We start from the raw sequence: 16555 nt of genomic DNA on the forward strand, positions 1-16555 counted from the left end.
CCCTAGTACACCGGCAAGGCCAGCAGCGTCGCGTGATTGAGGACGAACAGGCGGTTGCCGTTGGCGGCGAGGAAGCGGGGTTGGCCGCCGGAGAGGGCGTAGGTCTGGGGCCGGCCCTCTCCGGAGCGGGGCAGGCCGCTGACCCCGGTGTCCTCGCTCTCCACGATCCAGACGCCGTTGCCCTGGACGACCGGCGGCTGCCACGGCGGTGCGACGCCGGCGATCATCATCGGGGCGACGGCCTGGCTGCCGTCGGTGCGCACCGGCCGCAGTGCCTCGCAGTCCAGTGCGTAGACGACCCCGCCGGCCACGGCGGGCGGGCCCCAGCCGGCGGTGCCCCGCTTGGGCGGTCGCATCGGGTCCAGGGCCCACCGCTGGCGGCCGCTGTCGACCTCCACGGCCGCCAGGGTGCGGCCGCCGAGATAGACGGTTCCGCCGTCGACGGCGGGCCGGAGCGCCCCGGCGGCCTGGCCCTTGCGGACCCAGGCGCGGGCGCCGTCCTGGGCGCGGACCGCGGCCACGTCGCCGGTCTCGGTGCAGAACACCAGGTGGCCGGCGCCGAGGGCCGCGACGGGGTGGCCGCCGGACAGCGGAAGCGGTGGCTGCCGGGTCCACCGCACCTTCCCGTCGGTCCCCACGCAGCGCAGCCGGCCGTCGGTCGTCAGCAGGTAGACGGCGTGGGCGTCGGCGGCCAGTAGGGCGCCCACCTGCGCGTCCACCGTCCATCGGGGCGATCCGGTGGCGGCGACCCAGGTGCGCAGCGTGCCCTCGCCGTCGGCGGTGGCCACCAGGCGGTCCCCGATCGAGAGGTAGCCGGCGTCCGCCTTCGCGTCGCCGACCCGCCGCCGTTCCCGGCCGTCGGTGACCTCGCGGGCCGCGATACCGCCGCCGGAGGCCGCGAACACCACCACGTCGCGCACCGGCAGCGGAGCCGGTGACCCGGCGTCGGCGACATCCTGGACGGGTCCCCACAGCGGCTTCGGGGTGCCGTCGGCGGAGCCGAGCGGTGCGCTACGCACCTGGGCGGCCGGCGGGATGTCGAAGGGGTCTGCCGGGGCGTCACCGCGGCCGAGCAACCAGGCGGTACCGCCGCCCGCCGCTGCCACCAGTGCCCCACCGCCGGAGGCCGCGACCAGCAGCCGCCGCCGGGTCAGTCCGGGGCCGCCGGCGACTCCCGCCCCGGTGGTGGGCGTGGGTCCGGCCGGACGGGCCGTCAGGCGGCGTGCAGCGGCTTCGCGTTGCCGGATCTCGTCCCCCAACGGGCCGGACTTCCACGGCTTTCCGGGCCGGCGCGGTGCCGCCTCGGCCTCGGCGACCTGGCCGGGCAGCGGGCGGGCCGCCGGGTCCTTGGCCAAGCAGGGTATGAGGAGGTGGCGCAGGGCCTCGGGCACGGCTCCCAGGTCCGGCTCGCCGTGCACGACCTCGTAGAGGACGGCCGTGATCTCGGCGCCGGTGTACGCCGGCCGGCCGCTCGCGGCGAAGGCGAGGACGGCGCCGAGGGAGAAGATGTCGGCCGCCGGTCCGACGCGCCGGCCGAGGACCTGTTCCGGCGCGCCGTATCCGGGGGTGACCGGGATCTGTCCGGTGCGGGTGAGGGTCAGGCCGTGTTCGGGACGGGCGATGCCGAAGTCGATCAGGCGGGGGCCGCGCGAGGTGAGGACGACGTTGGGCGGCTTCACGTCCCGGTGGACGAGGCCGGTGGTGTGCACGTCCTGGAGCGTGCGGGCCAGGGACCGGGCCAGCTCCCGCCCGCCGGGCATACCCCACCATGCACGATGCCCAGGACGTGAGCCGAGGCCAGCGCTTCGGCCAGCGTGCCGCCGAGCGTGCGGACCAACGCCTCCGGCAGCGGGCCACCGTGCGCGGCGAGGACGGCCGGCAGCGGCAGCGCGGGCCGGTAGGGCGTGGCGTACCAGGGAAAGGCCGGCGTCCCCCCGAGCTGTGCAACCGGCCAGAACCCGGGCTGGGTCAGCCGGGCCGCCTGCTGCGCCTCACCCCCGTCGGCCCGGACATGCCCCCCGAACGCCCGGGTACGCGCAGTGTCAGCACACTTTGCCGTCAACGGAGAGAGAGGCAGATGGCATGGGTGTCGGTGGGTGCATCATCCTGCTCGCTGTGGGGGCCGTCCTCACCTTCGCCGTGGACTGGCACATGCCCGGAATCGACGTCCACCTGGTGGGTGTCATCCTGATGATCGTCGGCTTCATCGGCATCGCCACCTACGTGAGCATCCTGAAGCGTCGGCGCACTCAACCGCCGTGGCCGGGCGCCCCGGTGGTCGACGTGGAGGAGACCCGGCGCTACCGCTAGTGAGGGCGCCTGGCGCACCGAGGACGGCCTTGCTGAGACCCGGGGCCGGCGGCGGCCGCCCGCCGACCCCTCGTACCGTTCGTTACGTCTTACGTCTTACGTCAGAAGACGAAGGGACCAGGTGACTGCGGCGACGTGGCCTTGCAGGTCGCGGTGATGCCCAGCACCACCACCTGGAGCGAGGAGGCCGACAGCTTGTCGCCCGTGGCGACGGTGCCGGTGAGCGGTCCGGTGGAGACCGCGCCACCGGCCGGGATCGCCGGGTTGGAGCTGCCGCTGAACACCGTCGTATCCGAGTCGTTCTTGGTCAGTGTGAGCGTCGACGAGACCGAGTTCGCCCCGATGTTGATGGGCGAAGTGATCGCCGATGTGGACAGGTCGATGGTCGCTTGCGTGCCGCTCTGGGTGGCGGTGAGCGTGGCCGTTCCCGAGCCGTAGCTCCCGCAGTCGAACGAGAGGGTCGCGGTGTCCGGTGTCACCGCGACCGAGGACGGCGCCATCGCGAGGGTGCCCGCGAGCGCGACGCCGACGCCGACTAACGCACCTGTGCCGAGCTTGCTGTGTCTCATGGGAGACCGCCTTTGTGAGGGGGTGCCAATTGAGGCACGCGCCCCTGAAGAGGACAAGGCAGATGCCCCATGATTTTTGGCGTGACTATGTCAACTACGTCAAGTGCATCTCAGAACCGGGAGAGCGGCCCTGAACGCCGGTTTCACACCTCGGGTCACTGCTCTCCGGCGAGGCGCCGTTGTTCGAGGTAGATGCCTGTGAAGACGGCGACCTTGGCTCGCAGGACCCATGGGTCGAAGGGCTTTCCGATGTAGTCGACCGCGCCGGCGGCATAGCCGCGTGCGGAGTGTTCAGGGTCGGTGCCCATGGCGGTGAGGAAGACGATGGGCACATCGCGGGTGCGCGGGCGCCGCTTGATGTGGGCGGCGGTTTCGTAGCCGTCCATGTCAGGCATCTGGACGTCCATGATGATCACGGCGAAGTCGTCGTGGTCGAGAAGCGCCTTGAGGGCGTCGCGGCCTGAGGAGACCGCGACCAGCTCCTGGTCGAGGGTGGACAGGACGGCGGTCATGGCCAGCAGGTTGTCCGGCTGATCGTCGACGATGAGGATCCTGGGCATGGCCCGGGGCGCCGCGGGGGTCACGGCCACGGCCGTCTGCTGCACCTGCTCGACCGCCTCCAACTGCCGTTCCAGCAGGGCACAGCGCGCCTCGGCCTCGTCGCGCCGCACTTGCGCTTCATGCAACTGGGCGGAAAGCCGGGCGACTTCGGCCCGCAACCGATCGCGTTCGTACAACAGCTCCGTGACGTCGGGGCCGGCCGTGGCTGCCAGTCGTTCGGCTCGTTCGCGTTCCGCGCCCCATTCGGCTTCCAGCTGGTTGAGGCGCACTTCCAGGTCCGCGATGCGGTGCTTGCGATCCAGCAAGGCGTCCCCCAGTGCGTCCCCGCGGGCGGTGGAGCGGCGTGAAACCCGGTCGGCTTCGGCGAGTTGCTGTTCGAGCACTTCGACCGCGTGGCGTGGCGAGGCGCTGGTTTCCACCGCCGCCCGGTGCAGTCGCCGTACCAGCTCGATGGCCTCCGGGGTGGCCGCCATGCCACGGTGTTCGGCGACGTCGGTGAAGAGATCCATCACCACTTCCCACGGTGGGACGCGGGTACCGTTGAGGTAACGGGAAAAGGTGCCGGCGTCCCGTACGCGCCGGGCCGCGTAGCGGCGCACCGACACTCCCAGGCCCTCGAACAACTCCCGCAGCGCCGTGGCCAGCGCCCGGGACTCCGATGTCAGGTTCTGCCCCAGGGGGCGCAGCTCACCCACGGATGCTGCCGCCCTTCACCCGCGCCTTGCGCGCGACCGGCCTTTCGGCGGCGGCTTCCGGGGCGATGACCTGGTTGAACGCCGGCACGGCCGCGCCGGCGGCGGCAAGCCCGGAGAGGACGGCGGCCGCCAGGCCGTTGCCGGCCGCCGTCGACAGCAGCCCGGCTCCCACACCGGTCAGCGCCGCCAGTCACAGCACCAGCGCCGCCCGCACCGACACCAGCGAACGATCCACCATCGAACGATCATCCATCGCAGCCGCCTCCTTCATCCCGCCGCAGACCGGTCGGGACGGCACGCCCCGGTTGAGCCCGCCCTGCCATGCGCCACACAATGGCGGCAGGCGAACCCGTTGCGCCAGACAACCGGCAAACCGGCAACACCCGGCGGCTGTTGCGGTATTGCTCGCCCTCCCGCAACGTTCCAGAAGCGCAGCTCAGAGCCGTGCTGCCGGTGAGGGTGTTGCGCCAACACCTTCACCTGCCCGCGGCGCGATGTTGACGTTCGGGACGGGAGCAACGGTGGAGGCGTGGGTGGAGTGACGCGGGGACGCAGCGCGTAATCAGGCACACACGCACCGGCATTTCCACGACTGGCAGTCGTCATCCGGCCCGAGGATGCTTGAGGTGTGTTACTGCGCGACAGAGCGGGAGCGGGGACGTGAGGACGCGGAGTGCCGTATGCACCAGCGTCGGCCGATGGTGTCTGCGCCACCTCCAGCTCGTCCCCGTCATCCTCCTCGTCGGAGGCGCCGTCCTCGACTACTGCACCCCTCCACATTTCAGTGCGGAAGCCTTCTACACGGCCGCGCCGATGACGGCGGCCGCACTGCTGTCGCTGCGCGCGACGATCCTGGCGGGCATCGGCGCCTGCGCCACCGACATCGCCCTGCTCACCCACTTCGGCTTGATCGGGGACTCCGGCGGGTGGAGCGAGCTGGCGGCGGTGGCGACCGTCTCCGCCCTCGCCATCGTCGTCAACCGCCTCATGTACTACAGCCAGGTGCGCCTGCAGTCCGCTCGCCGAGTCGCGCTGGCCGCGCAGCGTGCGGTACTACCACAACCCCCGGGCTCGATAGGGGCCCTGCGGATCGCGGTGCGCTACCAGGCTGCGGCGAAAGAGGCGCAGATCGGGGGCGACTTGTACGGCGCGCAGGACACTCCGTACGGCGTGCGCTGCCTGGTCGCCGATGTACGCGGCAAGGGCCTGAACGCGGTCAAGGTGGTGGCCGTGGCCATGGGGGCGTTCCGGGAGGCGGCAGAAGAGGAACCCTCGCTCGTCGGGGTGGCAGCCAGGCTGGAACGGGCGCTGCTACGAGAGAGGGCGCGGCGCACAGGGCCCGAGCGGACCGAGGGGTTCGTCACCGGCGTTCTCGTGGAGATCCCGTACGGCGATGACGTGGTGCGGCTGATCAATCGCGGGCACCCGGCGCCGCTGCTGCTGCACGCCGGCCAGGTCCACAGCCTGGAACCCGCCGAGCCGGCTCTTCCCCTGGGACTGGCAGAACTGGGCGCCGCGCCGGACCGGATCGACACGGCACCCTTTCCCATGGGGGCCACACTGCTGCTCTACACCGACGGTCTGTACGAGGCACGAAACCGCGCCGGCGACTTCTACGACCCGGCAGCAGACTTGATTGGCGTGGTCTTCACCGAACCGGACGCGCTGCTGGACGTCCTCCTCGCCAAGGTGAACCATCACACCGGCGGCCGGATCGCCGACGACACGGCGCTGCTCGCAGTCACCCGAACACGGTCCGTGTCGACGGACGAGCCTGGCATCGGGTGAAGCATCAGCGTCAAGCCGAGAGCCTGGTCAGCCTTGCCTGCCGGCGCGCTCGTCGTGCTCGGTGTGCTCGTCGTGCTCGGTGTGCTCGGTGTGCTCGGTGTGCTCGGTGTGCTCGGTGTGCTCGGTGTGCTCGGTGTGCTCGGTGTGCTCGGTGTGCTCGGCGACCAGTGCACGGAACGCCTCCGGGTCGCCGATGACCTCCTCCCTGCGGTTCGGCTGCCGGTACAGCTCGTAGTAGCGGTCGCCGATGACATCAGGGTCGGTCACCTCATCGCCGGGGACGATGGCGGAGGCGATCGTCACCGTGGCCACATGGACGCCCTGGGGCCGGAGTTCGGCGTGCAGGGCGTGCGCCCAGTTGCGCAGACCGGCCATGGCCAGGCCCACATTGCCCAGGAACGGTGCGGCGATCGTGGCAGACACGCCAGTGGTCAACAGCAGGGCCCCCTCGCCCCGGGCGCGCATCTGCGGCAGCACCTGGCCCACGGCAGTCACCGCGCCCAGCACATGCAGTTCGAACTGCGCGGCGGCGGAGGCGACCGTGGTCCGGGCTGCCTGGGTGATCTCCCCGGTCGGGCTGGGGCTGTACTCCAGGACATCGACCGGCCCCAACGTCTCCTCGGCCCTCCTGACGGCATCGGCCAGCGCGGCACGATCCCGGATGTCTGCGGGGAACGCCGCAGCAGTGATCCCCTGACTGGTCAACTCGCCTACCAGAGCAGCGAGGTTGTCCTTGCTCCGGGCGATCAGACCCACCTGGAATCCACGGCGGCCGAACGCCCGGGCAACTCCCCTCCCCAGTCCCGGGCCGGCACCGACAACAACGAGCGTCTTCGCCACCACAACGTCCCTTCCGAGGCAACAGCAGTCATGTCAGGCAAGGTCAGATACCGCCACCAGCCTGCCCACCGGCTGGTTACTCTTTGTTCGCAGCAGCATCATTTGTCACTTGCCTATCGGCGACAAGACGGCACATTCCTGTCAGTGACGCACATGGAGGTAACCCATGACGCCCCGCCGGAACGCGGAGGAAGAGGAGTGCACGCCGGAGGAAGAGGAGTGCCGGCAAGTGCTGCAGATCCTCTCCTTGATCGGCGACAAGTGGAGCATCCTGGTCATCGGGCAACTCCACCACCGCACCCTGCGCTTCAGCGAACTGCACCGCGCGATCCGGGGCATCTCCCAGCGCATGCTCACCCTGACCCTGCGCCAACTCGAACGCGACGGTCTCCTCACCCGGACCGTGCACCCCAGCGTCCCGCCGCGCGTCGACTACGCGCTCACCCCACTGGGGACAACACTGCTGGACTCCGTGACGGGCCTGGCCGAATGGGCCGCCACCCACCGACAAGAGATCAACGACAATCGGCTCCGCTATGACGCCACCCGTTGACCGTGTCGTGGCGCCTGGTGTTGTGGTTGGCTACGGCCTATGGGATTCATGGGATGCAGACGAGTGTGCTCCGGGTGGGTTTCCGTGGGGTCGAGGCATGTCGGGGCGAGTGGCGGGCGGTGTGCCGCCGTAGCGCTGTGGGGTGGGGCATGAGGGGCGGTCGCGGGTCGTCGGAGGACGGGCGGATCTCGGCGCCGACGCCGAAGGCGGTGCCGCCCTTCGACCCCGAACTGGGTGTGGTGCTGGCGGCGTTGGGTCAGGAAGCCAGGGCGCCGATCACGCCGGAGAATCTGGCGGCCCGGCAGGAGCGGGATGCGGTGAGCCGGCCCAGGCCGACGACCGAGGAGTTGCGTGCCGAGGGCCGTTTCGAGGTGACGGAGTACCGCGTGCCGGGGCCGCCGGGCAGTGGTGGGCCGGAGGTCACGCTTGTCAGCGCGCGGCCTGCCGGGCTCGTCGGGCCGCTGCCTCTGCTGTACTACATGCACGGAGGCGCCATGGTCATGGGCAATGCCTGGTCCGTGCTGCCGCGGATTCTTCGCGAGTGGGCCCTGCCGCTGGGACTGGCCGTCATCTCGGTCGAGTACCGGTTGGCGCCCCAGGCACGGTATCCGGAGCCGCTGGAGGACTGCTACGCCGGGCTCGTCTGGGCGGCCGGGCATGCGGCCGAACTAGGCGTCGACCCCGACCGTATCGTCATCGGGGGAAAGAGCGCCGGGGGTGGGCTCGCGGCAGCCCTGACCCTGCTGGCCCGTGACCGCGGCGGGCCGGGGGCGCTGGGGCAACTGCTGCTGTGTCCGATGCTCGACGACCGCGGCAGCACCTTCTCCAGCCATCAGATGACGGGGCTCGGCGTGTGGGACCTCACCTCCCACGCCACGGTGTGGCAGGCGTTGCTGGGCGACCGCTACGGCGCCGAGGACCTGCCGCCCTACGCGGCCCCGGCCCGTGCCACCGACCTGTCCGGGCTGCCCCCAACCTTTATCGACGTCGGATCGGCCGAGATGTTCCGCGACGAGGACGTGGCGTACGCGAACGCGATCTGGCAGGCCGGCGGCCAAGCCGAGCTGCATGTCTGGCCCGGTGCCTATCACGGCTTCGACGGACTGGCTCCGAAAGCGGCCGTCAGCCAGGACGCACGGGACGCCCGTACGCGCTGGCTCCGGCGGCTGCTCGCCCAGTCGGACGCCAGGTAGGGCCGGGGCAGGAGCACGGGCACGCCGCCCCGCCGGAGCGGACCCGTCGGGGGCGGCGTGCCGTTCGGTGACTCGGTGGCTCAGTGGCCCAGCGTCCTCAACACCGCCTGGGACATGACGCGTTCGCCGGTGGCGTTGGGGTGCAGTGGGACGGCGGGTGAGGTCGGCAGGAGACCTTCGATCCAGGGGGATGCGGAGCAGCTGTCGTGGCCCTTGGTCGGGCCGAAGGTGTCGACGTAGGTGGCGCCCGCCGCAGTGGCGGCCCCGGCCATCTTGTCGTTGAGTTCACCGAGGACGGAGCGCAGAAAGCCGATGTCGCCGGTCGTGACGGGCATCTTGCCCAGGCACTTCGTCGGGTCGCCGGGAAGCACGGACGGGTAGCCGACGACCACCACCTTGGCCTGGGGAGCCTTGGCGGAGAGCTTGCGCAGGCCGTCGGTGAGGCGGGCCGCCGCCGAGTCGAGTCGCTTGCCGAGGGTGTTGCCGTAGAAGTCGTGGCAGGGCGAGCCGAGGGGGTTGGTGAGGGCGAGGCCCGAGCAGGCGACCACGACGTCGACGAAGCCGAGGTCGGAGGTGCCGAGGTCATTGCCGCCGAGGGTGAGGGTGACCAGGGAGGTGCCGGGTGCGACGGCGTCGAGCTGAGGGCCGTCGACGACGGTCCCGGCGTCGGTCTGGGGCGCGGTGAGCGCGCTCACCTTGGCACCGGCGCAGGTCTTGTCCACGTACGAGGACGCGGAGAGAGCCGCGGCGACGAGGTGACCGTAGTTGTGGTCGGAGCGCAGACACAGTCCCGCCGACTGGCCCGGGACGCCGGCCCCGGCGGCGTAGGAGTCCCCGAGGGCCACATAGGTGCCGGTACCTGTGAGGGCCGGGGTTGGCGCCGGGGCTGCGGCGTGTACCGGGATGCGCGGTCTGCCCACGGGCATCGCACGCTTCGACAACAGTCCGGCCGCCCTGCTGGTGGCCGCGGCTCCGGACGAGGCCGGGCGGATCGCCCGGGCCACTCTCGATGGCGTGCTGCGGCTGCCGGCCGACGAGCGGGACCGCCTGCTGGAGACCCTGACGTGCTGGTTCGCGGCGGCCGGCTCGACGGCCGAAGCGGCGGAACGCCTGTACTGCCACCGCAACACCGTCCGCTACCGGCTGTGCAGACTGGAGGACCTGACGGGGCGTTCGCTGCGCGATCCCCGTGCGGTGGCCGACCTGTCCGTGGCGCTGCATGCCTTGCGGTTGACGCCCGGGGAGTAGCCGGAACAGCGCACAGCCAGACGGACAGACAAGCGGACAGACAACCGGGAAGGTCAGGACGCCGTACCGATCCGCGCCCGCAGCCCTTCGGCGAAGGTGCGCGCCGCCGCCAGGTCGGTGCCGTTGGGCCGCCCGTTGTTGATCCCGCCGACGAGCTTGAACGGAAGCCAGGTGTCCCTCGCCCGGCACGAGAAGACGTCGTCCACCTCGAAGCCCTTCTGCCTGAGATCCCGTACCAGGGGACGGGTGAAGGGCCGGAACGGCAGCTCGGGCAGCCCACTGGTGGCGAAGACGAACGCCCTGCGCCCGTCGCCCTTCGGGAGCGACTGGACGAACTCGCTCAGACGCGGATGGACCTTCTGCAGGAAGATTCCCGAGCCGAATCCCACCAGGTCGCAGGCGGCCAGCTCCGCCATATCGACCTCTTCCGGCGCGACGACCGGGGCCTCCAGTACCTGGCCCATGGCGTCGGCGATCCTCTTGGTGTTGCCATGGGACACGGACGTGCAGACAATGATGGCCTTCATGATGATGCTCCCTTCACTTCCAACAGAACGCGCTTCGCTCAACGTGATACGACCACGGCCGGAGCCGGCTCGGACCCCTTCGGCTCCTTCGGCCCCTTCAGCTCCTTCGGCTCCTTCAAGGTCGGCCCCGGAAGCCACCGGTAGGCGCGCGGGAACCGCATCGAGCCGACGGTGAGACGGCACACCCGCTCCTTCACCACCGCCGCCACCCGCCCGGACAATACGAAGCCCCGAGGGGTGTCGTCCCGATCCGTTGCCTGGACGAACCCGTCGCGCCGCCCCAGGCTGATGCCCTGCCCCACCATGCCGATCGACAGCGGCGCCGGTCGCTCGCCCTGTATCAACGCGAGCACCGTGTCGGCACCGTGGGCTCCCATGGGCAGCGCTGCCTGGCAGCTCATCCGCAGGTGAGCCCCGACCTCCTCAGGCGGCGCAACGGCGTCACCGACACCCACGATCCGCCGGTTCCGCACGCACACCAGGGACTCATCGGTGTACAGGCGCCCGTCGGAGGCCACCGGAAGACCACTGTGCCGCGCCAGTTCCGGCACCTCGAACGAGCCGGCCCACACCGTGCAGTCACTGGCCAGTCGGCCCGCATCCGTCTCGACCCCGTCCGGGCAGACCGCCACGGCCCGCAGTCCGGTGCGCAGCACCACCCCGGCGTCCACGAGCTTGCGCTCCACGGTCGCCCGGCTGGACGCGGGCAGCCACGCGGCAACCGACGGCGCAACCAACTCGATCCGCAACGCGGGGTACCGGTGGGCGATCTCGGCGGACGTTTCGATCCCGGTGAGACCGCCGCCGATCACCACCACGCGCGCCCCCGCGGACAGACACCGCAGCCGCGTACGCAACGACTCGGCGCCCTCAAGGTCGGCAACGCTCCACGCATGCTCGGCTCCGGGCAGGCCGCGGCCGGCCGTACTGCCCACCGCATACACCAGATAGTCGAATTCCAGCGCACCACCGTCATCAAGCTGCACCGACCGCTCGGCGATCGAGCCCACCGTGGCCACCCGCAACCCCACGTCACGGTGGAGCAGCCCACTCAACGGCCGTACCGCACTCGACACCCCCGCCGCGTGCTCGTGCAACCGGACGCGTTCCACAAAGTCCGGCCGGGGATTGACCACCGTCACGCGCACCTGCGACCGCCCCGCAGCCGCCAGCCGATTCGCGGCCAGCACCCCCGCATATCCCGCCCCGACCACCACTACCCGCGCCAACACGACCGCCTCCCGACCGATCGACGACTTCACGCCCTGAGGACACCGCAGCGGCCCCGACTGTGACAGCGCGGCGGAGTGATGCCAGTCACATCGCGACGTCGGCGGGTTCGGCGGGGCCGGTGGGTGCGGCGGACATGGCGGGGTTTTGTTCCTACCCTGGCCCCGGCGCCCTCACCCCGAACGAAAAGCGACACACATCACGCCCGATTTGCCGGATTACCGGGGCTCCTCGCCCCGCCATGATGCCTGCCTGCACGACAGCAACTCAGGGACAGGAGTGAGTACACAAGTGGACGACAGGCAATCCACAACGCAAGACGACAGGCAGCACGACAACAGGCCGAACGTCGGGTCATGGCGGGAGCTCGGGAGCCATGTCGGCACGGCAGTGGTGTTGGCCGGGGGCGTGCTCATCGGGGCGGTCAATATCTACCTGACCGCAAGTCTGCTGCCGACGGCGGTCGCCGACATCGGCGGTGAACGCCTCTACGCCTGGAACATGACGGTCTTCCTGACCGCCCAGGTCGTGGCGACCATGCTCGTGAACCGAACCCTTTCCCGTCGCGGCAACATCGGCTCCTACCTGCTCGGCTTCGGTGTCTTCGCGGTCGGCTCGGTGGTCTGCGCAGCCAGTCCGGCCATGCCGGTGCTGCTGGTCGGCCGCGCCGGGCAGGGGCTGGGAGCGGGGTTGTTGACCGGACTGGGGTTCACCCTGATCTATTCGGCACTGCCACGCCATCTGTGGGTACGGGGCAGCGCGTTGATCTCCGCCATGTTCGGTCTCGGCAACTTCGTCGGCCCGACGCTGGGCGGCCTCTTCGCCCAATTCGGCTCCTGGCGCCTGGCTTTCGTCGTGCTGGCCCTCGCCTCGGCACTGATGGCGGCCTTCGTCCCCCGAGTACTTCCGACCGGCGACGACCGGAGCGAAACGGAATCAACGGAATCAGAAGCAGGCACCCCGCTGGGTTCCTTACTGCCGATCATCGGCGCCGCAGGTGCCGTGAGCATCGCGGGCATCCTCTCCGACGTGCTCATGAGGATGGTGCTCATCGACCTGGCGCTGGCTTCGATCCTGGTCTTTGTGGTGACGGAGAAGCGCAGCCGCGTCCGAGTCCTGCCGCGCCCGACCTACCAGCCCGGCTCCGCTCTGCGATGGATCTACCTGACCATCGTGTTCCTCGCGGCGGGTGTCGCGGTGGAGACGTTCCTGCCCTTGTTCGGCCAGCGCCTGGGCGGGCTGCCGCCGATCGCCGCCGGATTCTTCGGAGCGGCACTGTCGCTCGGCTGGTCGGCAAGTCAGATCCCAAGCTCCTCGGCTCGCAGGGAACGGACGACCCGATGGTTGCGAGTGGCCGGCCCCGGTCTCCTGGCGACCGGGTTGGCCGTGCTCGCCCTGATGCAGCGCCGCGACGCACCACAACCTCTGGTCCTCGCATGGCTGCCCGTTCTTTTCCTCGCCGGCGCGGGGATCGGACTGGCCATGCCCCATCTGTCCGTTGCCGCGATGGCCGGCGCACCGGACAAGGAGGAAGGCGAGAAGGCTGCCGCGGCAATCGCGACGGTGCTCACGCTGTCGACCGCATGCGGTGCGGCAGTCGCCGGCCTCCTCGTCAACCTCGGCGGCGCATCGATGGTCGTCTCCGCGCGCTACCTTCTTCTCGGCTTCGCCGCCATCTCCGCCCTCGGAACGCTCACCGCATTCCGCGCCAACCACCTCGCCCGACAGACCGAGCTACGACACAAGCCCGAGCCGTAGAGAAGGAACAGCGGAAAGGAACGGCGGCAAGGCAAGACTGGGCCGGCCGACAACACCCGTCGGCCGGCCCGGTCCCGCTCCATGCGTTCCTCGCGTGCCCGCACCGGCACATCAGCCGGCGAGCACGTCAGCGAAGGCCGCCCAGACCGCCGCCCAGGCCGCCGCCCATCGATCCGTGGCCGCCCTCGCCACCCTCGCCACCCTCGTCGCCGCCGGGGCCGCCGTGGTCGTGGCCGAGGAACCCTGAGTCCAGCCCGTTCGAGCCGGAGAGGCCCCCGCCCATGGAGTCGTCATCGGGGCCGTCCTTCTGCTGGTGGTGCGCGGGCGGCGGCGCGTCGGCATGGGCGGGAGCGGCCGTTACGGCGAGTCCCACGGCGGGGAGCGCGGCGAGCACCGCGGCCGCGGCGATACGAGACGGATGGAAGTTGAACACGTGGTTTTCCCTTCGTCGTCAGCGGTGACAGTGGAAGCCTGTCCACCTGTGACCATGGTTTTCGGTGCCAGGCGCCAAATCACCTGATGAGCCGTCACCCCACCGCTGCCCCAGGCTCCGGCGGTGTCGTCTCGTGGCGGGCGACGGCCTGGACGAGATCCCGGTCGGGGGCGCGTCTCACCTGGCAGGAATGTCGTCAGGAGTGTCGTCGGGCTCCAGCACTGCCTTGGCGGAGTGGCGGATGCGGGAGCGCAGCCACCGGTGCGCCGGGTCCGCGTCGTCGCGCGGGTGCCAGGCCATGGACAGCTGTAGTGGCGGCAGGGGGATGGGCAGCTCTCTGGTGACCAGGCCGAGGGTGCGCACATTGGTGCGGTACTGGCGCCAGGGGAAGAGGCCGACCACATCGTGCCGGTTGGCCAGCATCAGCAGCGTGGCGGCGAACGTCGGGGCGACGACGACGGCGCGGCGGCCGAGTCCCCGTGCGGCCAGGGCGTCGTCCACCGGGCCGCTCAGCCGGCCACGGCGGGAGGTGACGATGTGCCTGGCGGCGGCCACCCGCTCGGCGGTGAGTTCGCCCTCGGCCAGGGGGTGGTCGGGGCGCATGACCATGACGGTGTGGTCGGTGGCGAGGAGTTCGGTGTGGACCTCGGGGGCGAGCGGGCCCAGGACTCCCATCTGCAGATCGATGCTGCCGTCCCGTAGTCCGGCGTGGTCGCCGGGCGGTTCGGCCAGGAACCGCAGCGTCACCTTGGGTGCCTGTTGTTCGACGCAGGTGAGCAGGTGGTCGCCGACGGAGGTGACCATGGCGTCGTTGGCGGAGATCGTGAAAGTGCGGGTGAGCGAGCCTGGGTCCGGTTCGCCGGCCGGGGCGAGCACCGCGCGGGTGCGCTGTACCAGGGCGCGCACTTCGCTGCGCATGGCCACCGCACGGGGCGTGGGCTGCATGGTGTGACCCGCGCGGACCAGGACCGGGTCCTCGATGACCTTGCGTATGCGCCCCAGGGTGCGGCTCATCGCCGGCTCCGACACCGCCAGTCGGTCGGCGGCCGCGGTGACCGAACACTCCTCCAGCAGTACGTCGAGGGCGATGAGCAGATTGAAATCCAGCTTCGTATGCACGGAACGCATTTTATGTATCGCTCTCATGCATTTGAAGTTAACTGGGCCCGCTTCTACGGTCGTTGGCGCGCCTTTCGAGAAGGTGCACCTTTCGAGAAGGGAAGGATCATGACCGCCAACCACGCAGCAGCGAGAGCCGTCGCCAACAACAACCATGCGGGCGTGAGCAGTCCGCATCATCGGCCCGGCCAGTCTCCCCACCCGGTGGAGCGTCCCCGTCCCATGACACGCAGGCACACGGTTCCACGTCTCATGAACGCCGCCGTCATCGCGATCCAGGCAATGGTCTCCGGCGTCAATCTGGCCATTCCTCAGCTGTCCGGGAGCGGCCTGCACCCGTCGGCGACCCAGCTGGTGTGGATCGTCGACATCTATCTGCTGGTCTTCGCCGGACTCCTCATCCCGGCAGGGGCGTTGGGCGACCGCCTGGGCCGAAAGCCGGTCCTCATAGCCGGTCTCACCGTCTTCGCCGTCGGCTGTCTGGGCTGCGCGGTCTCCCCGAACGTCACCGTGCTGCTCGTCGGACGGGCCGTTGCGGGACTGGGCGCGGCGCTGGTCATGCCCGCCACGCTCGCCCTCTCGTTGGCGGTGACGCCGCCCAGCGAGCGCGGCAAAGCGGTGGGAGCCTGGTCCGGTGCGACCGGGCTGGGCGGCATGCTCGGCAACCTCCTCGCCGGCACCACCCTGCAGTTCTTCTCCTGGCCGGTGTTCTTCGCGCTCTTCGTCCCGGCCGCCGCCGTGCTCGCGGCGCTGGCCGGCCGCTGGGCCCCGCACACCGAACGTCACTCGGCCCCCTCCGATGTGCCAGGCACCGTTCTGCTGGTGGCGACCCTCACCGCCCTGCTCTTCGGCCTGATCGAAGGGCGGGAGCTGGGCTGGGGATCGACGTCCGTCCTGGCGGCGTCCGCCGCGGCCGTCGTCTTCGGCGTGCTGTTCGTCCTGCACTCCCTGTCCAGCGACCACCCCCTGATCGATCTGCGCCTGCTGACCAAGCCCGCGGTCGGCTCCGGCACCCTGGGAGTCGCGGCCGCCTTCCTCGGGATGTTCAGCCTCTTCTTCCTCAACGCCCAGTATCTGCACTACGCCAAGGGTTTCAGCGCCGTGGAGACCGGCCTGGCCATCCTGCCGCAGGGCCTGTGCATGAAACTGGTCTCGCCCCGCGCCGCCCGCCTCGCCGGCCGGTGGGGCACGCGCCGGGTGGTGGCCACCGGCATGGCGCTGATCGTGGCCGGGTTGGCACTGCTCTCCCTGGCGACCGCCGCGACGCCGTACTGGCTGTACGCGCTCGACCTGCTGATCATGGCCACCGGCATGGGGCTGGCCACCCCACCCCTCTCCGGCGGCATCGTCGCCTCCCTGCCCAGGCACCAGAGCGGTCTGGGGTCCGCGCTCAACAGCACCGCCCGTGAGATCGGCAGCGCCATCGGTATCGCTGTCGTCGCCACCGTCATGACCACCCGGTTCCTCGCCGGCCTGCCGCCGGCCCTCGCCGGCGGCGCGCACTCGGCCTCGGACGCCATGACCGCCGCAAGCCATCTCCCCCACACTCAACATGCCGCTGCGATAAGGGCTTTCACCGACGCCATGGCCACCGGCTACCGCACCATCGCCGTCCTGGTCGCCCTCGCCGCCGTGACCGTACTCGTCTGGCATCGCCGCGCCGACCGCGGCGAGACCGCCCACCCACAGACCGCGTCGTGATCTCTGCCGGCACTGGCGGCTGTCAGGCTC

The 16555-nt window shown here is 70.6% G+C and carries 17 protein-coding genes; 7 read left to right on the top strand and 10 right to left on the bottom strand.

The genetic code is table 11. From position 1 onward, the window contains the following. Nucleotides 1-2 precede the first annotated feature (2 nt). A complete protein-coding gene (locus tag ACRAS8_RS01495) occupies nt 3-1760 on the bottom strand; it encodes a protein kinase domain-containing protein (protein ID WP_438483905.1) in 1758 nt (585 codons plus the stop codon). Between the two features lie 322 nt (nt 1761-2082). On the opposite strand from ACRAS8_RS01495, the gene ACRAS8_RS01500 reads away from it, so the two are divergent. Beyond that, on the top strand, nt 2083-2310 hold the full coding sequence (locus tag ACRAS8_RS01500; protein ID WP_438483906.1) for a DUF6458 family protein: 228 nt from the start codon (nt 2083-2085) through the stop codon (nt 2308-2310). A 101-nt stretch (nt 2311-2411) separates the two neighbouring features. On the opposite strand, the gene ACRAS8_RS01505 is transcribed toward ACRAS8_RS01500, so the two are convergent. From ACRAS8_RS01505 to ACRAS8_RS01515, 3 genes are all read right to left on the bottom strand, one after another. Next, nucleotides 2412-2879 (bottom strand): hypothetical protein, encoded by a 468-nt coding sequence (locus ACRAS8_RS01505; RefSeq protein ID WP_438483907.1) that lies wholly within the window; start codon nt 2877-2879, stop codon nt 2412-2414. A gap of 155 nt (nt 2880-3034) precedes the next feature. Beyond that, nucleotides 3035-4135, bottom strand: coding sequence for a response regulator (locus ACRAS8_RS01510; RefSeq protein ID WP_438483908.1), 1101 nt, complete (start codon nt 4133-4135; stop codon nt 3035-3037). Continuing rightward, nucleotides 4128-4307, bottom strand: a complete 180-nt coding sequence (locus ACRAS8_RS01515) for a hypothetical protein (RefSeq protein ID WP_438483909.1) — start codon at nt 4305-4307, stop codon at nt 4128-4130. Before ACRAS8_RS01515 ends, ACRAS8_RS01510 begins: the two co-directional genes overlap by 8 nt. 488 nt (nt 4308-4795) lie before the next feature. Here ACRAS8_RS01515 and ACRAS8_RS01520 point away from each other — a divergent pair, with 488 nt between their 5' ends. Further along, a complete protein-coding gene (locus ACRAS8_RS01520; protein WP_438483910.1) occupies nt 4796-5923 on the top strand; it encodes a PP2C family protein-serine/threonine phosphatase in 1128 nt (375 codons plus the stop codon). Nucleotides 5924-5950: 27 nt separating this feature from the next. On the opposite strand, the gene ACRAS8_RS01525 is transcribed toward ACRAS8_RS01520, so the two are convergent. Further along, a complete protein-coding gene (locus ACRAS8_RS01525; protein ID WP_438483911.1) occupies nt 5951-6766 on the bottom strand; it encodes an SDR family NAD(P)-dependent oxidoreductase in 816 nt (271 codons plus the stop codon). Nucleotides 6767-6929: 163 nt separating this feature from the next. Between ACRAS8_RS01525 and ACRAS8_RS01530 the strand changes: the two genes are divergently transcribed. Then, entirely contained in the window at nt 6930-7316 is a 387-nt protein-coding gene (locus tag ACRAS8_RS01530) for a winged helix-turn-helix transcriptional regulator (protein ID WP_438483912.1), read from the top strand. A 149-nt stretch (nt 7317-7465) separates the two neighbouring features. After that, nucleotides 7466-8509, top strand: coding sequence for an alpha/beta hydrolase (locus tag ACRAS8_RS01535; RefSeq protein ID WP_438483913.1), 1044 nt, complete (start codon nt 7466-7468; stop codon nt 8507-8509). Nucleotides 8510-8589: 80 nt separating this feature from the next. On the opposite strand, the gene ACRAS8_RS01540 is transcribed toward ACRAS8_RS01535, so the two are convergent. Beyond that, nucleotides 8590-9354 (bottom strand): SGNH/GDSL hydrolase family protein, encoded by a 765-nt coding sequence (locus ACRAS8_RS01540; RefSeq protein WP_438483914.1) that lies wholly within the window; start codon nt 9352-9354, stop codon nt 8590-8592. A gap of 58 nt (nt 9355-9412) precedes the next feature. On the opposite strand from ACRAS8_RS01540, the gene ACRAS8_RS01545 reads away from it, so the two are divergent. Continuing rightward, nucleotides 9413-9757, top strand: a complete 345-nt coding sequence (locus tag ACRAS8_RS01545; protein ID WP_438483915.1) for a helix-turn-helix domain-containing protein — start codon at nt 9413-9415, stop codon at nt 9755-9757. A gap of 53 nt (nt 9758-9810) precedes the next feature. On the opposite strand, the gene ACRAS8_RS01550 is transcribed toward ACRAS8_RS01545, so the two are convergent. Beyond that, complete coding sequence (locus ACRAS8_RS01550; protein WP_438483916.1) at nt 9811-10284, bottom strand: flavodoxin family protein; 474 nt, start codon at nt 10282-10284, stop codon at nt 9811-9813. Between the two features lie 38 nt (nt 10285-10322). Further along, a complete protein-coding gene (locus ACRAS8_RS01555; RefSeq protein WP_438483917.1) occupies nt 10323-11546 on the bottom strand; it encodes an NAD(P)/FAD-dependent oxidoreductase in 1224 nt (407 codons plus the stop codon). A 259-nt stretch (nt 11547-11805) separates the two neighbouring features. Here ACRAS8_RS01555 and ACRAS8_RS01560 point away from each other — a divergent pair, with 259 nt between their 5' ends. Continuing rightward, nucleotides 11806-13272, top strand: a complete 1467-nt coding sequence (locus tag ACRAS8_RS01560) for an MFS transporter (RefSeq protein WP_438483918.1) — start codon at nt 11806-11808, stop codon at nt 13270-13272. 127 nt (nt 13273-13399) lie between these two features. Here ACRAS8_RS01560 and ACRAS8_RS01565 read toward each other — a convergent pair whose 3' ends face one another. Together ACRAS8_RS01565 and ACRAS8_RS01570 are read right to left on the bottom strand one after the other, a co-directional pair. Continuing rightward, a complete protein-coding gene (locus tag ACRAS8_RS01565; protein ID WP_438483919.1) occupies nt 13400-13705 on the bottom strand; it encodes a hypothetical protein in 306 nt (101 codons plus the stop codon). Nucleotides 13706-13882: 177 nt separating this feature from the next. Then, nucleotides 13883-14833 carry a LysR family transcriptional regulator gene (locus tag ACRAS8_RS01570; RefSeq protein ID WP_438490311.1) on the bottom strand — a complete coding sequence of 317 codons (951 nt, stop codon included), beginning with the start codon at nt 14831-14833 and terminating at the stop codon, nt 13883-13885. A 243-nt stretch (nt 14834-15076) separates the two neighbouring features. Between ACRAS8_RS01570 and ACRAS8_RS01575 the strand changes: the two genes are divergently transcribed. Continuing rightward, the gene (locus ACRAS8_RS01575) at nt 15077-16525 is read left to right on the top strand and encodes an MFS transporter (protein WP_438483920.1); all 1449 of its coding nucleotides are present in this window, start codon (nt 15077-15079) and stop codon (nt 16523-16525) included. The last annotated feature ends 30 nt before the right edge of the window (nt 16526-16555 follow it).

The organism is Streptomyces sp. S186 (genome assembly GCF_051603415.1).
Taxonomy (GTDB): Bacteria; Actinomycetota; Actinomycetes; order Streptomycetales; family Streptomycetaceae; genus Streptomyces.